The organism is uncultured Microbacterium sp. (genome assembly GCF_947489255.1).
Classification (GTDB): domain Bacteria; phylum Actinomycetota; class Actinomycetes; order Actinomycetales; family Microbacteriaceae; genus Microbacterium; species Microbacterium phycohabitans.
This window is the reverse complement of sequence record NZ_CANLCY010000002.1, coordinates 338310-354354: the sequence shown is the minus strand read 5'-3', so window position 1 is coordinate 354354 and position 16045 is coordinate 338310. Positions and strand designations below refer to the sequence as shown.

The 16045-nt window shown below is 69.9% G+C and carries 17 protein-coding genes and 2 tRNA genes; 8 read left to right on the top strand and 11 right to left on the bottom strand.

The annotated features are described in order from the left end of the window. The first annotated feature begins 106 nt into the window (after positions 1–106). Positions 107–2155, top strand: coding sequence for a M3 family metallopeptidase (locus Q0818_RS05650; protein ID WP_298872499.1), 2049 nt, complete (start codon positions 107–109; stop codon positions 2153–2155). A 33-nt stretch (positions 2156–2188) separates the two neighbouring features. Here Q0818_RS05650 and Q0818_RS05645 read toward each other — a convergent pair whose 3' ends face one another. The 7 genes from Q0818_RS05645 to Q0818_RS05615 all read right to left on the bottom strand — a co-directional run bounded on the left by Q0818_RS05645 (position 2189) and on the right by Q0818_RS05615 (position 7958). Next, positions 2189–2704, bottom strand: a complete 516-nt coding sequence (locus tag Q0818_RS05645; protein ID WP_298872497.1) for a GNAT family N-acetyltransferase — start codon at positions 2702–2704, stop codon at positions 2189–2191. A gap of 58 nt (positions 2705–2762) precedes the next feature. Then, on the bottom strand, positions 2763–4031 hold the full coding sequence (gene clpX / locus Q0818_RS05640; protein WP_298872494.1) for an ATP-dependent Clp protease ATP-binding subunit ClpX: 1269 nt from the start codon (positions 4029–4031) through the stop codon (positions 2763–2765). 266 nt (positions 4032–4297) lie between these two features. Continuing rightward, complete coding sequence (locus Q0818_RS05635; RefSeq protein WP_108320609.1) at positions 4298–4960, bottom strand: ATP-dependent Clp protease proteolytic subunit; 663 nt, start codon at positions 4958–4960, stop codon at positions 4298–4300. Positions 4961–4983: 23 nt separating this feature from the next. Then, positions 4984–5568 (bottom strand): ATP-dependent Clp protease proteolytic subunit, encoded by a 585-nt coding sequence (locus Q0818_RS05630; protein WP_058231493.1) that lies wholly within the window; start codon positions 5566–5568, stop codon positions 4984–4986. A gap of 78 nt (positions 5569–5646) precedes the next feature. Continuing rightward, positions 5647–6135 (bottom strand): tetratricopeptide repeat protein, encoded by a 489-nt coding sequence (locus Q0818_RS05625; RefSeq protein ID WP_298872489.1) that lies wholly within the window; start codon positions 6133–6135, stop codon positions 5647–5649. A 164-nt stretch (positions 6136–6299) separates the two neighbouring features. Beyond that, positions 6300–7811: a trigger factor gene (gene tig / locus Q0818_RS05620; protein WP_298872487.1), complete on the bottom strand. Its 1512-nt coding sequence runs from the start codon at positions 7809–7811 to the stop codon at positions 6300–6302. Positions 7812–7884: 73 nt separating this feature from the next. Then, positions 7885–7958, bottom strand: a tRNA-Pro gene (locus Q0818_RS05615). 200 nt (positions 7959–8158) lie between these two features. Here Q0818_RS05615 and Q0818_RS05610 point away from each other — a divergent pair. Beyond that, positions 8159–8232: transfer RNA gene (locus Q0818_RS05610), tRNA-Gly, on the top strand. 51 nt (positions 8233–8283) lie between these two features. Here the strand turns inward: Q0818_RS05610 and Q0818_RS05605 are convergent. Beyond that, positions 8284–8622, bottom strand: coding sequence for a DUF4190 domain-containing protein (locus tag Q0818_RS05605; protein ID WP_298872485.1), 339 nt, complete (start codon positions 8620–8622; stop codon positions 8284–8286). Positions 8623–8897: 275 nt separating this feature from the next. Between Q0818_RS05605 and Q0818_RS05600 the strand changes: the two genes are divergently transcribed. Next, a complete protein-coding gene (locus tag Q0818_RS05600) occupies positions 8898–9524 on the top strand; it encodes a hypothetical protein (RefSeq protein WP_298872483.1) in 627 nt (208 codons plus the stop codon). 126 nt (positions 9525–9650) lie between these two features. Here the strand turns inward: Q0818_RS05600 and Q0818_RS05595 are convergent, their stop codons facing one another. Continuing rightward, the gene (locus Q0818_RS05595) at positions 9651–10187 is read right to left on the bottom strand and encodes a gamma carbonic anhydrase family protein (protein WP_298872481.1); all 537 of its coding nucleotides are present in this window, start codon (positions 10185–10187) and stop codon (positions 9651–9653) included. 148 nt (positions 10188–10335) lie between these two features. Here Q0818_RS05595 and Q0818_RS05590 point away from each other — a divergent pair, with 148 nt between their 5' ends. The 5 genes from Q0818_RS05590 (at position 10336) to Q0818_RS05570 (ending at position 13759) form a co-directional block, all read left to right on the top strand. Further along, a complete protein-coding gene (locus tag Q0818_RS05590; protein WP_298872479.1) occupies positions 10336–10932 on the top strand; it encodes an alternate-type signal peptide domain-containing protein in 597 nt (198 codons plus the stop codon). Positions 10933–10942: 10 nt separating this feature from the next. Beyond that, positions 10943–11470 (top strand): hypothetical protein, encoded by a 528-nt coding sequence (locus Q0818_RS05585; RefSeq protein WP_298872476.1) that lies wholly within the window; start codon positions 10943–10945, stop codon positions 11468–11470. Next, complete coding sequence (locus Q0818_RS05580) at positions 11467–11964, top strand: hypothetical protein (RefSeq protein WP_298872474.1); 498 nt, start codon at positions 11467–11469, stop codon at positions 11962–11964. The genes Q0818_RS05585 and Q0818_RS05580 overlap by 4 nt, the downstream gene beginning before the upstream one ends. Positions 11965–11993: 29 nt before the next feature. Next, the gene (locus tag Q0818_RS05575) at positions 11994–13163 is read left to right on the top strand and encodes a signal peptidase I (RefSeq protein WP_298872471.1); all 1170 of its coding nucleotides are present in this window, start codon (positions 11994–11996) and stop codon (positions 13161–13163) included. A 110-nt stretch (positions 13164–13273) separates the two neighbouring features. Further along, positions 13274–13759, top strand: coding sequence for a DNA starvation/stationary phase protection protein (locus Q0818_RS05570; protein ID WP_076675873.1), 486 nt, complete (start codon positions 13274–13276; stop codon positions 13757–13759). Positions 13760–13912: 153 nt separating this feature from the next. Here Q0818_RS05570 and Q0818_RS05565 read toward each other — a convergent pair whose 3' ends face one another. Next, positions 13913–15406 (bottom strand): amidohydrolase family protein, encoded by a 1494-nt coding sequence (locus Q0818_RS05565; RefSeq protein ID WP_298872465.1) that lies wholly within the window; start codon positions 15404–15406, stop codon positions 13913–13915. Then, a complete protein-coding gene (locus tag Q0818_RS05560; protein WP_298872462.1) occupies positions 15403–16026 on the bottom strand; it encodes an FMN-binding negative transcriptional regulator in 624 nt (207 codons plus the stop codon). The genes Q0818_RS05565 and Q0818_RS05560 overlap by 4 nt, the downstream gene beginning before the upstream one ends. Positions 16027–16045: the final 19 nt, after the last annotated feature.

Below are 16045 nucleotides of genomic sequence, written 5' to 3'. Positions count from 1 at the left end.
CACGCTCAGGGACCTCCGCCGGCGAGGTGGCTGAGCCTGTCGAAGCCACCGGGACGGGCTCACGCTGTGCCGCGACCGGGGCCGGACCTCGGCCTAGGCTGGACCGATGACGGATTCCCCCAATCCCCTCCTCGCGCCGCCCTCCCTCCCCTACGACCTGCCCCCGTACGGCAGCATCCGCGCGGAGCACTATCTGCCCGCGTTCCACGCCGGCTTCGCCGCCCAGCGCGCCGAGATCGACGCGATCACCGCGCAGACCGACGCGCCCACGTTCGAGAACACGCTGATCGCGCTCGAACGCAGCGGCGAGGTGCTCGGTCGTGTGAGCCGCACGTTCTACACGGTCACCGGTGCCGACGGCACCCCGGAGATCCAGGCCATCGAAGAAGAACTCGCACCGCTGATGTCGGCCCACCGCGACGCCATCCAGCTCGATACGGCGCTCTTCGCCCGCGTCGCCGCCGTGCACGCCCAGCTCGACGAGCTCGACCTCGACGCCGAGTCGCGCTACCTCGTCGAACGTCACCACCGCGAGATGTCGCTCGCCGGGGCCGCACTCGACGACTCCGAGAAGCAGCGCCTGACCGGGCTCAATCAGGAGCTCTCGGTGCTCACCAACACCTTCGAGAAGAACCTCCTCGCCGACACCAACGACCTCGCCGTGGTCTTCGACACCGCAGCCGAGCTCGACGGTCTCAGCGAGGGCGAGCTGTCGGCCGCCGCTCAGGCCGCGACGAGCCGCGGACTGGACGGCCGCTACGTCGTCACCCTCACCCTGTACACCGGTCACCCGCTGCTCGCCTCGCTGACGAACCGCGAGAGTCGCCGCCGCCTGCTCGAGGCCTCGCGCTCCCGCGCGATCCGCGGCAACGCCCACGACAACCGCCCGGTACTCCGCGACATCGTCCGCCTGCGCGCCGAGCGCGCCGCTCTGCTCGGCTACCCCTCCCACGCCGCTGCCGTCCTCGCCGACCAGACAGCGGGATCCCCGGATGCCGCCCGCGACCTCCTCCGCCGGCTCGCCGCCCCTGCTGCCGCCAACGCCCGCTCCGAGCAGGAAGCGCTGCAGCGGATCGCGGACGCCGACGGCATCCGGATCGAGGCCCACGATTGGGCTTTCTACACCGAGAAGGTGCGTGCGGAGCGCTACGACCTCGACCGTGCGGCGCTGCGCCCGTGGTTCGAGGCCGAGCGCGTGCTGCGCGACGGCGTGTTCTTCGCGGCGGAGCAGCTCTACGGCATCCGCGTATCGGAGCGGCACGATCTGCAGGGCCACCACCCCGACGTGCGCGTCTTCGAGGTGCACAACGCCGACGGCACCGAGCTCGGACTGTTCCTGCTCGACCTCTACACCCGTGACACCAAGCGCGGCGGCGCGTGGATGAACTCGATCGTGACGCAGTCGGCCATCCGCGGCACGGCCCCGGTCGTCGTCAACAACCTCAACGTGAACAAGCCCGCCCCCGGCACCCCGACGCTGCTGACGCTGGATGAGGTCACCACCCTCTTCCACGAGTTCGGCCACGCCCTGCACGGCCTCTTCGCCACCGTCACCTACCCCCACTTCGCCGGCACGGCCGTCTACCGCGACTTCGTCGAGTTCCCCAGCCAGGTGAACGAGATGTGGATCCTGTGGCCGGAGATCCTGTCGAACTACGCCCGTCACATCGACACCGGCGAGCCTCTCCCCGCCGACGTCGTCGAGCGCCTGCACGCCTCGGAGGCCTTCAACCAGGGCTTCGCCACGAGCGAGTACCTCGCGGCATCCTGGATCGACCAGGCATGGCACGGACTCTCGGTCGATGAGGCCTCGGCCGACATCGACGTGGCGGAGTTCGAGGCGCGGGCCCTTGCCGACATCGGGCTCGACAACCCGGCGGTTCCCACGCGTTACGCCTCGACGTACTTCGCGCACGTGTTCTCGGGCGGCTACAGCGCCGGGTACTACTCCTACATCTGGAGCGAGGTGCTCGACGCCGACACCGTGGAGTGGTTCCGCGAGAACGGCGGACTCACGCGCGAGAACGGCGATCGCTTCCGCCAGCGGCTGCTGGGCGTCGGTGGTTCCGGCGATCCTCTCGCCGCGTATCGCGACTTCCGAGGTCGGGATGCCGAGATCCAGCCGCTGCTGGAACGTCGCGGTCTCGCCGGCTGAGGCGCTCTCGCGGCCCGGGGCCCCAGGGCGGGGTCAGCTCCCGACGGAGTACTTGAAGCCGATGTGAGAGTCGGCGAAGCCGAGCCGGGTGTAGAACCGGTGGGCGTCGACGCGAGCGGCGTCGGAGGTGAGTTGCACGAGGGCCGCCCCCATTGCCGGGGCGGCCTCGTGCATGACCCAGCGCATCACGGCGCTTCCGATGCCGCCGGAACGCACGGTCGACGACACGCGCACCGCCTCGACGAGCAGGCGCGTCGCGCCCCGGCGCGCCATACCGGGGATGACGGTCAGCTGGAGCGTCCCCACGACGGCGCCGTCGGCGTCATCCACGACGAGCAGCTCGTTCAACGGGGCGTCGAGGACGCTTCGCAGGGCGTCTGCATAGACCTCGGTGTCGCCGTCATCGCCGCGGTCGCCGCGGGCGGCGCTGATCGGGTCGTCCGAGAGCAGTGCCATGAGGGCGGGCAGGTCGGACGCCGTGGCGCGACGCACGCCGACGGCGCCGACGCGCGTTGACACCACGGCGGGAAGCTGGAGTTCGGGGAGCATCTCCCCATCCTGCCGCCCGTGACATGGCTCGCCGCGCAGGACGCCCCGCGACGCCGCCTCAGGCGCTGCGGCGCTTCTGCGCGAGCACGATCGTCGGCTGCGCTCCGTCTTCGACGGACGCGCGCGTGATGACGACCTTCGCGATGTCGTCGGCCGAGGGCACCTCGAACATGATCGGACCGAGGACGTCCTCGAGGATCGCGCGCAATCCGCGAGCACCGGTCTTGCGGGCGACGGCGAGGTCGGCGATCGCCCGCAGAGCGTCTTCGTCGAACTCGAGCTGGACACCGTCGAGCTCGAACATGCGCTGGTACTGCTTGACCAGAGCGTTGCGCGGCGCGGTGAGGATCTCCATCAGCGCGTCCTGGTCGAGGGGCGAGACGGATGCCACCACGGGCAAACGACCGATGAACTCGGGGATCAGGCCGAACTTGTGCAGATCTTCGGGCAGCGCCTCGCTGAAGAGGTCGGGCGCGTCTTCCTTGCGGTGCAGCGGAGCGCCGAAGCCGACGCCGTGCTTGCCCACGCGGGCCGAGATGATCTCCTCGAGTCCGGCGAAGGCTCCCGCCACGATGAACAGCACGTTCGTCGTGTCGATCTGGATGAATTCCTGGTGCGGGTGCTTGCGGCCGCCCTGCGGCGGAACCGACGCGACCGTGCCCTCGAGGATCTTCAGCAGCGCCTGCTGCACGCCCTCGCCCGACACGTCGCGGGTGATCGAGGGGTTCTCGGCCTTCCGAGCGATCTTGTCGACCTCGTCGATGTAGATGATGCCCTGCTCGGCGCGCTTGACGTCGAAGTCGGCGGCCTGGAGGAGCTTGAGCAGGATGTTCTCGACGTCTTCACCGACATAGCCGGCCTCGGTGAGGGCCGTGGCATCCGCGACCGCGAACGGGACGTTCAGGCGCTTCGCGAGCGTCTGGGCGAGGTAGGTCTTGCCGCAGCCCGTGGGCCCGAGCAGCAGGATGTTGCTCTTGGCGATGTCGATCTCTTCGGCGCGCGCTTCGGCGGGCTGGAGCGTGCCGTGCGCGCGGACGCGCTTGTAATGGTTGTAGACGGCGACCGCCAGAGCGCGCTTCGCGGGCTCCTGACCGACGACGTACTCCTCGAGGAAGGAGAAGATCTCGCGGGGCTTGGGCAGATCGAACTCGGCGACCTCGCCGGCCGAGGACTCGGCCATGCGCTCTTCGATGATCTCGTTGCAGAGCTCGACGCACTCGTCGCAGATGTAGACGCCCGGACCGGCGATCAGCTGTTGCACCTGCTTCTGGCTCTTGCCGCAGAAGGAGCACTTGAACAGGTCGGCGCTCTCACCGATGCGTGCCATCCCGGTTCCTCCCGTCACCCGGCCCCCGCCGGTGTGTACCCGAGCCTAACCCGAGCCCGCGACATCCGAGGGCATTTGCGCTTCCGGCGGTGTCGTGATCGCCGACGGCGGACACGTGGCATCCGGTCTCCCCCGCGTCACTCGCCGACTTTTGTCGCCTGGGCGTCGCCCGAAGCGGCCATTTCTGGCGACTCACGCGATGGCGCGCCGCACACGACGAAGCCCCGCATACCGAAACGGGTCTGCGGGGCTTCGTGACGCGAGGGTCAGGCCGTGAGGGCCGCGGGCTGACGCTTGCGGGTCGTGAGGACCTGGTCGACGATGCCGTACTCCATCGCCTCGTGCGCCGAGAGGATCTTGTCGCGGTCGATGTCCTTGTTGACCTTGGCGACGTCCTGACCGGTGTGACGGGCCATGGTCTCTTCGAGCCAGGTGCGCATGCGGAGGATCTCCTGCGCCTGGATCTCGATGTCGGACGCCTGCCCGTGACCGGCCTCGCCCATCGCGGGCTGGTGGATCAGGATGCGGGCGTTCGGCAGGGCGAGACGCTTGCCGGGGGCACCGGCGGCCAGGAGCACGGATGCCGCGGAGGCGGCCTGTCCGAGCACGACCGTCTGGATCTGCGGCGAGACGTACTGCATCGTGTCGTAAATCGCCGTCATGGCCGTGAACGAGCCACCGGGCGAATTGATGTACATGATGATGTCGCGGTCGGGGTCCTGCGACTCGAGCACGAGGAGCTGCGCCATGACGTCGTCGGCCGAGGCGTCGTCGACCTGGACGCCCAGGAAGATGACGCGGTCCTCGAACAGCTTGTTGTAGGGGTCCTGGCGCTTGTAGCCGTAGGCCGTGCGCTCCTCGAACTGGGGCAGGACGTAGCGGCTCGAGGGCATGTGCGCTGCGGCGCCGCCGAAGGTGGGGATGTTCATGTCGGTGTCCTTTTCCTCTCGCCTCAGGCCGCGGTTCCGCCGCCGCCGGTGACGTCGGTGGCGTGCTCGCGCATGTGGTCGACGAAGCCGTACTCGAGGGCCTCCTGCGCCGTGAACCAGCGGTCCCGGTCGCCGTCGGCGTTGATCTGCTCGACGCTCTTGCCGGTCTGATTCGCGGTGATCTCGGCCAGGCGGCGCTTCATGTCGAGGATGAGCTGCGCCTGCGTCTGGATGTCGCTCGAGGTGCCGCCGAAGCCGCCGTGGGGCTGGTGCAGCAGCACGCGCGCGTTCGGCGTGATGTAGCGCTTGCCCTTGGTACCGCTGGTCAGCAGCAGCTGGCCCATCGACGCCGCCATGCCGATGCCGACGGTGACGATGTCGTTCGGCACGAACTGCATCGTGTCGTAGATCGCCATACCGGCCGTGATCGAGCCGCCGGGCGAGTTGATGTAGAGGTAGATGTCCTTCTGCGGGTCTTCTGCCGCGAGCAGCAGGATCTTGGCGCAGATCTCGTTCGCGTTCTCGTCACGCACCTCCGAACCGAGCCAGATGATGCGGTCCTTCAGCAGCCTGTCGAAGACGCTCGTTGCCATAAGGGGTTCGGGCATGTGTGCTCCTCTTCCGGTGATCTGCAACGAATCTACCGGCGGGCTCCGGGGCAGGATGCCGTGTTCGCCGCGGGCGGATCAGCGGGGGTTCTCGGCGATTTCTCGCGCGTATCCGGTCACGGAACGGGTATAGCGCGGCAGGTGCGGCGCGAGCGCCTGAAGAGCGACGGATGCCGCGCGCTCCGGCTCCCCGCTCGACACGAGAGCCAGGGAGTAGAAGGCGGCGGCCGCGTCGTGCAGCGCTCCGCGGGGCTCGCGCTCGTACTCGGCGCGGAGCATCGCGAGAGCCTCCTCGGTCTTGCCGAGGTTGCGGATCGTGCTGGCCAGCTGGATCGTGGCCTGCGTTCGCCGGTCGTCGTCGAGGCCGATCGCCAGCGCCCGACGGTACAGCGTCTCGGCCTCGTCCTCGATCCCGGCCGAGTCTCGCGCTCCGGCGCGCTCGAAGAGCGCCACGGCGTCATCGGGGTCCCGCTCGGCGGCGAGCTCGTCGATCCGCCCGATCACCTGATCCGGGCTGAGCGCCTCATCGGCCCACACGGCATCCACTCTGCTCTGCCAGTCACTCACGCATCCATCCCTCTCTCGTCGTGCGGCATCGAGCCGTCCGCCCCTGGCGGGTGTCCATGACACGCCGCGACGCGCGTCACCGGTACGGCGTGTCTCGGACACCCTCGGCATCCGGGTACGAGAAAGGGGGCGGATGCCGTGGCATCCGCCCCCTTCGTCTCGACTTACTCGCTGTCGGCGGCGTCGGCCTTCTTCTTGGCCGGGGCGCGCTTCTTGGCGGGAGCCTTGGCGGGGGCCTCGTCAGCGGGAGTCTCCTCGGCGGGAGCCTCGTCGGCAGCGACCTTCTTCTTGGCGGGGGCGCGCTTCTTGGCGGGAGCCTTCGCGGGGGCCTCTTCCGCTGCGGGGGCCTCGTCGGTCTCGACGGCCTCGTCCTCGTCGCCCTCGGCGGGCTCTTCACCCTCGACGGCGACGAAACCGGTCAGGTCGACGGGCTTGCCGTCGGTGTCGACGACGGTGACCTTGCCGAGAGCGATCGCGAGCGCCTTGTTGCGGGCGACCTCACCGACGAGCGCCGGCAGCTGGTTGCCCTGCTGCAGGGCGTTCACGAAGTCCTGCGGCGCCATGTTGTACTGCGCGGCCGACTGGATGAGGTACTGCGTCAGCTCGTCCTGCGACACCTGGACGTTGGCGTCTTCGGCGATCTTGTCGAGCACCATCTGCGTGCGGAACTGCTTCTCGCTCGCCTCGGTGACCTCGGCGCGGTGCTCGTCGTCCTCGAGGCGGTTCTCACCCTCGAGGTGGTTGTGCACCTCGTCTTCGATGAGCTGCGGGGGCACGGGGATCTCGACGGCCTCCAGGAGGGCGTCGATGAACTTGTCGCGCGCGGCCGAGCCCTGCGTGAACACGGCCTGCTGCGACACGCGCTCGCTGAGCGACTCGCGGAGCTCGGCGATGGTGTCGAACTCGGATGCCATCTGGGCGAAGTCGTCGTCGGCGTCGGGGAGCTCGCGCTCCTTGACGGCCTTGATCGTGACGGCCACCTCGGCCTCTTCGCCGGCGTGCTCGCCACCGACGAGCTTCGAACGGAAGGTGGTCTGCTCGTCGGCGGTGAGGGACTCGATCGCCTCGTCGATGCCCTCGAGCAGCTCGCCGGAGCCGATCTCGTACGACACGCCCTCGGCGCGGTCGATCTCGTTGCCGTCGATCGTGGCGACGAGGTCGAGCTCGACGAAGTCGCCGGTGGCGGCCGGACGATCGACCGTGACGAGCGTGCCGAAGCGGGCGCGCAGGCGGTCGAGCTCGGCGTCGATGCCGGCCTCATCGGCCTCGGCGGCGTCGACCGTCACCGTGATGGTGTCGTAGGCGGGCAGCTCGAACTCGGGGCGCACGTCGACCTCGACATCGACGACGAGGTCGCCGGAGAAGTCCTTGAGCTCGGGCAGCTCGACGATCTCGGCGCTCGGACGGCCGATGACGCGGAGGTCCTGCGCCTCGACGGCCTGACGGTAGAACCCGTCGAGACCCTCGTTGACGGCGTGCTCGATGACCGCGCCGCGTCCCATGCGCTGGTCGATGATGGGAGCGGGGACCTTGCCCTTGCGGAAGCCGGGGATCTGCACGTCGCGGGCGATGTGCTCGTAGGCGTGGGCGATGCTCGGCTTGAGCTCGTCGGGCGAGACCGTGATGTGGAGCTTGACCCGGGTGGGGCTGAGCTGCTCGACGGTGCTGTTGACCATGCGGTGTGTTCTCCTCGTGTGGCCCGCGCGCACGCGGGGGCCGTGTGGGCCTGTGGTCTGTGGGGCCGTTGCGTCGGGGCGACAGGATTTGAACCTGCGGCCTCCCGCTCCCAAAGCGGGCGCTCTACCAAGCTGAGCTACGCCCCGGGGCGACGCGCGCGAACGCGTTCGACGAAACGACCTCGGAAAGTCTAGTCGATCGGCCTGGGAGCACCGGTTTTCTCGCGGTGCGGGGTGAAATCGGCCGCCGACCCGCGCCCGCGACGCGCGGTGCGTTCGCGACCGCCTGCGCCGTGTCGTACAGTAGACGAGTCCGACTTCGCGGCTCGATCCGAGCGGCGTAATTCGGGGCTGTAGCTTAGTGGTAAAGCCTCTGTCTTCCAAACAGATGATGCGAGTTCGATTCTCGTCAGCCCCTCCACGATGAATGGCCCGCCCCCTCGGGGGTGGGCCATTCATGTTCCGGCGGTGATCAGCCGCCGAGCGTGTTGCAGGCGACCTCGTTGCCGTTCACGACGACGGTGCCGGTGAACCCGGCGACCTCGCACGCCTGGTATGCCGCGGCGCCGAAGCCGATGGCCGAGACCACGACGATCGCCACGATGATGCCGATGACCGTGAGCACGGCGCCGACGATGATCGCCGCGACGGCGAAACCGTTCTTGTGCCCCGCCTTGCGGCTCTGCACGAGTGCGACGATGCCCAGGATCAGGCCGATGACATTGAAGAAGATCGCCACGACGAGCGCGACGATGCCCAGGGTGCGACCGGGAACGGGGCCGGACGCGGGGCGGTTGTATTCGACGGACATGGATCCTCCAGAACACTGCTGTTGATGCAGTACGCATCGGACATTAGCGCGCGACGTGGCTTCCTGGGTGTTTCCTGTGCCCCGTGACGACCAGCGGAGACGTTGCGCCTTCGGCTTCGTCTGTCGAGCGCATGGCGATGCTCGGCCGCGCCTGCGATGGGACCTATCCCGCGCCTCTTCGACGATCATCTGCGCGCTTGCTACGTTGCTGGGGGGCGCACTGCCTCCGTGCAGCGGAAATGAGGCCGAAAATTCAGAATCCGAGACGGCGTGCGGTGTGGCGAACGATGGCGGGGGCGGCGACCGTCTCGCTGAGCGTCGGTCTCGCCGCGTGCAGCGGGGGAACTGATGCCGGCGGCGAGTTCTCCGCCGAACGCAAGACCGTCGAAGCCTTCATGGACGCTCTCCAGAACGGCGACGCGCAGCAGGCGTCGACGTATCTCGCCGACAGGTCCAGCTTCCCCGCCGACGCGTTGACGGACGACTTCTATTCGTCGGCCCTAGAGCGTCCTCAGGACGCGCGCATCGCGGTCGCGACGGAAAGCCAGGGCACCGTCTACGTCCAGGTCGGCTACCGGCTGGGCTCGGACGACCGAGAGCTGGATCTCGTCATGGCGAGCGGAGACCGATCGCTCATCGAGGGATGGTCGGGCACGCCGACGATCCTGCGGTCGGCCGCCGGCGACGGTCGGGTCACCGTGTCCGACGCGCTCGAGATCGAGGTGGGGACGGCGGCAAGCTACACCTCGCTGCTTCCCGGCCGTTACTCCGTGTCGTACACGGGTGCTGGCGATGCCGTCGGCCCGTTCGAACTCGACTTCCCTGTGAAGGCCCCGGAATCCGACTCTCAGCTGCCCACGGGCGTGTCATTCGCGGGTGGCGCCCTCGAGTTCGCGGGCTGAGCGCTCAACTCGCCCGAGCTGCTCAGCCCCGGCAACCCGTTCGCGGCCTTCAGCGCTGCGGAACGATGGCGTCAGGGCGCGGCGCTGCGCGGGGCGTCCGTCGGAGGAGAGCGTCCGCGGCCGCCCTCACACGCGCCGCGCGTCGGCATGACGCGCCGTGTGCCGCAGATAGGTCTGGGCGTTGCGGAGGATCCCCGCGCGTTCGTCGTCGGTAAGCGCTCGGCGCACCTTCGCGGGCACTCCCGCCACGAGCGAGCCGTCGGGCACCACCGTCCCCTCGAGCACCACCGCTCCCCCGGCGATCAGACATCCCGCCCCGATCCGCGCCCCCGAGAGCACGACGCTTCCCATGCCGATGAGCGAGCCGTCGCCGATCTCGCAGCCGTGCACGACGGCGTTGTGCCCCACCGAGACGTCGGCACCGATCACGACGCCGTGCCCGGCGTCGACGTGCACCGAGACGTTGTCCTGCAGGTTGCTGCGCGCCCCCACAACGATCGACGCGCTGTCTCCGCGCAGCACGGCGTTGTACCAGACGCTCGCGCCCTGCCCGAGCCGGACGTCGCCGACGATACGGGCCCCGGATGCCACGAACGCGGTGTCGTGCACGGAGGGCACGGCGCCGTCGAGGGCGAGCAGGGAGGCGTCGGGTGCGATCGTCATGCGCCGAGGTTAACCGCACGGGCGTACTACTGGCGACTACTGGGCCGAGGAGACAGCCGTAGCCCCGGTCGGCGAATCGGTAGCGGCTCGCGACGCGCTCCGCTCTAGCTTCGGTCGCAACCCCGTCGCCGTGGCCCCAGGAGTCGTCATGTCACTCGAAACAGCATCCCCCACCCCCGCCGCCCGCGCCGCACGCCCCGTCCGTCGCCATCGACGCGCGACCGCGATCGCGCTCATCACCGTCGGGGCCGCTCTGCTCTCGGTGGGGGGAGGGTCGTACGCTTACTGGTCCACTCAGACCGCCCTCACCGCCGGCCCGGTCAGCGCCGGTGACCTCAACCTGTCGCTGGGAACAGGAAGCTGGACGCTGAAGGGCGTGATCGGAACGGCTCAACCGGTCGCCAACCTCACGACGGTGAAGATCGTCCCGGGGGATGTCCTGACGCTGACGCAGCCCCTCGACGTGACCCTCGTGGGCAACACGATCGCCGCCGATCTCAAGGCTGAGGTGGGCTCCACCTTCACGTCCGGTGCGCTGGGCAGCAACCTTGACGTCGTGCTGTCGGTCGCCGGCTACGGCACCGCCACCAGCGCCAACACCTACCGGCTGACCTCCGCCAACAGCGGTGCGGCGACGGCGACCCTCACGGTCACCTTCAAGCCCGGCACGACCGGACGCGCGGGGGCGACGCAGAGCGTCAACCTCAACGACATCGCCTTCACGCTCACGCAGGCGTCCAGCTGACGCGCGTCCCGTGCGCACGCGAGCCGCCGCCGTCTCGCGACGGCTGCAGTGGGCCGCCGCGCTGACGGTCGCCGTGCTCGTCGTCTCCGGAGCGTCGACTGCGCACGCCCTCTGGCAGAGTCGCACGGCGCTCGCGGCGGGCACCCTCACCGCGGGTTCCCTCGACCTGTCGACGGAGTGGGTCGGCGCGTGGACGTCGTGGACCCCGCTGTATCCCGGACGCGCGAGCGATACGGCCACGCTACGGGTCACCGAGACCGCGGCCGGCGGAACGACGCTGCGCTGGCGTCTGACGGCCACTCCCGTCGTCTCGGCCGATCTGGCGCCCTACGTCACGACGCAGGTGTACGTCGGCGCCTGCGGATCGGGCACCCCGATCAGCCCCACCACCGGGTACGCGCCCGCTGGCGGCCTGTCCCCCGGACAGAGCGTCGACCTGTGCCTGCGGGTGACCCTCGCCACGAGTGCGCCGCAGAACGTACAGGGCAAGGCGGTCGCGCCGGCGATCACCGTGACGGCCGACCAGGTGATGTCGTGACCAGGCGTGGTCGAGGAGCGCTCCTCGTCGCCGCGCTCACGATCACCGCCGTCGCCGTCGTCCCCGACACGGGTCCCGCTGCCGCGGCGTGGCAGGTGTCCGTTCCCGCGCCGGCATTCACCCTCGCCGCCGGATCGCTCACCGCACCCGCGGCCACGTGCCAGACGACGACCTCTTCGCCTCCGGCCGCGCGTATCTCGTGGCAGGCGGTGGACGGGGCCACGGGATATCGCGTCGTCCTCGGCAACACCGTCAATTCCTCGACCTCGGAGCTCGCGGCGAACCAACCGGGAACCAGCTACGACGTGACGGGGTCGGCCCTGGGAAATCTGCTGTTGGTGCTGGGGAATCTCCTCACGGGGGGATCGGTGCACGTCACGGTCACGGCGCTCAATCAGAACTGGAGCTCGCCGCCGAGCACCCGCCAGAACATCGCGCTGGCCGGCAGCGTGTTGACGGGACTCGCGGGAGGACTGAAGTGTCAGTCGGGGTAGGTCTGCGACGGGACCGGGCGAACGCCCCCATGTCGGGCGCGCGGCGGGGGTGGCGGCGGACTCGAGGTGCGCTGGCCACCGCGGTGCTCGTCGTGGTGTCGACCTTCGCGTTCTTCACCGTGGTCGTTCCCCTGCTGCTCGGCGCGCAGACCTACACGATCCTGACCGGGAGCATGCAACCGGGGTTGCCTCCGGGGAGCCTCATCGCGGTGAGACCGGTGTCGATCGACGAGGTGAGCGTCGGTGACGTGGTGACCTACCAGATCCGATCCGGCGATCCCGCGGTGGTCACCCATCGGGTGGTGGGGACGACGTCGAGCACGGGTGGCGATCGCCTGCTCATCACCCGTGGGGATGCGAACGATCTCGACGACCCCCCGGTCCAGCGCGAGCAGCTGCGCGGCTCCGTCGTGCTCGCGCTGCCGTATCTGGGATACCCGGCGGCACTGTTCGGTGGGCAGGCCCGCGGAGCGGTGATCGCGTCGGCGGGGGTTCTCATCGTCGGATACGGCGCAGCGCTCCTCGCCCTCGACCTCGCCCGATCCAAGCGGTCGCCGCGGCGCCGCGAAACGACCCTCGCCATCATCGTCGTCCTCTCGACCGGCATCGCGGCATCCGCCACCTCTCCCCTTCCCGCCGAGGCCGCGGACGGTACCGCGGACGCGCGGCTCCTGCTGAGCGTCGACGGGAACACCTTCGTCGCCGACGGCGTCGTGTCGCTGTTCCGCTCGGACCTGCCGCTCGTTCCGGGTGGGTCCGCCGGCTCGGTCCTGTGGATCCGCAACGCCAGCACAGACCCCGCACGGGCGGGGATCCGCATCGACGCGAGCCCGCTGAGCGGGAGCCCGACGGATCACGAGATGGCGGACGACCTTCGGCTCGTCGTGGACGACGCGCCGGTCGCCCCGGGAGGAGAGTGGGTCAGCGATCCGATCTCCGCCGGGGCGACGCTCCGTGTCGACGTCGCGCTGGGGTTGGATGCCGACGCCCCGAACGCATCGCGCCGGGGCGAAGCGCTCGTCTATCCCTCGGTTCGTCTGACACAGGTCGTCGACGAGGACCCGCCGGGGCGGGAGGCGGGCGGCGTCCTCCCGCGGACGGGCGGGGCGGCCCCTCTCCCGGTGGGCCTGTGGGGAGCGGGCCTGCTCGCGCTGGTGTGCGGGATCGGTCTGCGTCGACGGGCCACCGAGGGAAGGTAAGGATTGCCTCCTCACCGGGGATTTAGCCGAGCCTCATCTTGCTTGCGGAATGTCCGGGCGTGAGTAGCGTTGCATCCAACAGACTTCGTTCACTGCGACAAGGAGCAGACATGAGCACCGTTCAGACCCCCGCCGCCACCACCGTCGACCCGACGATGGCCGCCGGCACGGCCCAGTTCCTCTCCCCCGTCGTGATCGGCCTCGAGGCGCTCGTCGTCAACGGCAAGCAGGCGCACTGGCACGTGCGCGGCTCGAACTTCATCGGCGTGCACGAGCTCCTCGACACGGTGGTCGCCCACGCGCAGGACTGGGCCGACCTCGCCGCGGAGCGCATCGTCGCCCTGGGCCTTCCGATCGACTCGCGCCTGTCGACCGTCGCCGCCAAGGCGAAGGCGACCGAGGTGCCCGCCGGTTTCGCGCAGTCCGACGTCGTCATCCGCGCCGTGATCGCCGACATCGACGCGGTGCTCGTCGACATCGAGGCCGCCATCGAGGGTCTCGACGAGATCGACATGTCGAGCCAGGACGTCGCGATCGAGATCAAGCGCGGTCTCGACAAGGACCGCTGGTTCCTCTTCGCGCACCTCGCGGCGTAAGCGGAACGAAGGGGGCGGCGCTTCGGCGTCGCCCCCTTCGTCGTCCCCGTACCGCTCGTGATGAGCGCCCGTGGATGGTCACGTCCTGTCGCCGCAGCGCCCGCCGGGCGACGAGAACGCACGCGCACGCCTGAGAGAGCACGGGAGGGGCGATCAGAGCCCGTGGGTCACCCGGCCGGCGAGCAGCGTCGTCCGCACCGGCATCGACCGCAGCGCACGCTCGTCGGCGCTCAGCGGATCGGCGCCGACGATCACGAGGTCGGCGACCGCCCCCGGCGCGATCTCGGCCGGAGCCATCGATCCTCCGGCGGTGGAGGCCGCGATCGCGGTGCCGATCTCCACCCGCTGGTGCGCCTGCCAGGGCTCGCGCCCGTCGCGGGTGCGGAACACCGCGGACGCCATCGCCGCCCACGGATCGAGCGGCGCCACCGGCGCATCCGAGCCGAACCGCAGGTTCGCGCCACTGTCGGCGAGGGCACGCAGGGGGTAGGGCTGCGCCGACTGCCCGGCCCAGATGGCATCCGTCATGTCGCGATCGTCGAGAGCGTGCTCCGGCTGCACGCTCGCCGTGACGCCCAGGCGGGCGAAGCGCGGGATGTCGGCGTGGGCGACGAGTTGCGCGTGCTCGATCGTCCCGACCGCGCCGGTCACCGCGTAGGCGTCGAGGGCATGGCTGTTCGCGACGTCACCGATCGCGTGGATCGCGCACTCCAGGCCCGCGGCGGTCGCGCGCGTCATCATCTCGACGAGGTCGTCGGGTGCGACGGTCAGCAGACCGCGGTTGCCGGGGTCGCCCGGATACGGGTGCGCGCACGCGGCGGTGCGCGTGCCCAGGGAGCCGTCGGTGATGGCCTTGAGCGGCCCGACCCGGATGAGGTCGCTCCGCCCGCCCCGCACACGGTCTCCCGTGCGCAGTCCCTCGGCGATCGCCCGGTCGAGATGCTGCGGGTACGTTCCGTACGACACGCGCAGAGCGTCGAAACCGCGAGCGGCACGTCGCTGCCACGGCTCGTCGTTCCAGGTCATGTCGAGGTCGACGAGTCCGACGAGGCCCCGCGCCGCGGCGGCGTGCGCCATGCGCTCGACGGCGTCGTCGGCGCCGTCGGGCGCGACGGCGTTGAGGCGACGCGAGATCTCGAAGGCGTCCTCCTCCACCAGCATCCCGGATGACACGGGGGTGAAGCCCTCCCGGTGGAAAGCCGCCGTGTTCAGCCAGACGCTGTGCACGTCGGCGTTGATGAGGTACGTCGGCACCTCGCCGGTCGTGGCATCCAGAAGGTCCAGGGTCGGCTCGTCGGGCCACAACCCGTCGCGGAAGCCGGAGCCGATGCGCCGCCCGTCGCTCACCGGAGCGAGCGCCATGACGGCCGCCGCATCGTGCGCCGAGGCGACCTCACCCAGCGGGACGCGATCCGCGGCGAGGGCCCACTGCAGCACGTGCACGTGGTGGTCCCACAGGCCCGGGAGGAGCCATCCCCCCTCGCCCTCGACCACGAACCCGGTGGGGCGCAGGTTGCCCGTGGGCGCGATGTCGGCGATGACGCCGTCGACGAGGACGAGGTCGACCGGTTCGTCGGTGGGCAGCAATTCGCGACCGGGACCGGCGACGCGTACCGCGCGGATGAAACCGACGTCCTCGCCGATCACGGGCGCACCCGCGCGTCGGCGGCGCGCTGCATCTCTGCGGCGAGCACGGGGTTGTGCGATTCGAGTCCCTCGATGATCGTGTCGACCACCTCGGCACTGCGGTTCTGACTGAGCTTGCGCTTCGCCGTCACGCGCGTCGGCGTCAGGCGGAAACCGACGGTGCCGCGTTCGAGCCGTTCGACGAAGGCCGCGTCGTTGGGGAGCGTGTACAGCCCCCGCGCATCGGCACCGTCTCCCTCGAAGCGGTCGACGAGCCGATCGAGCACGCGGAGGTTCTCCTCCGGCGACAGCAGTTCCGGGATGCCGGACAGGTGCGCCGACACAAAGTTCCAGGTCGGCACGGCGGCGACGTCGCCGTACCAGCGCGGGGTGATGTAACCGTGCGGACCCTGCACGACGACGAGCAGTTCGCGGTCGCCGAGGCCGAGGATGACGTCGTCGGGCTTTCCCACGTGACCGACGATCGTGAGGTCGTCGCGCGTGTCGTCGAGCATGACGGCGTAGTGCGAGGCGACGAGGCCGTCGTCGGTGTGACTGACGAGGGTCACCCACGGATTGAGGTCGACGAGACGGCGGATCTCGCCGATGTCGGTCATCGCGAAACTCGGGTTCTGGCGCACCGGACCAGCCTAGAACGCG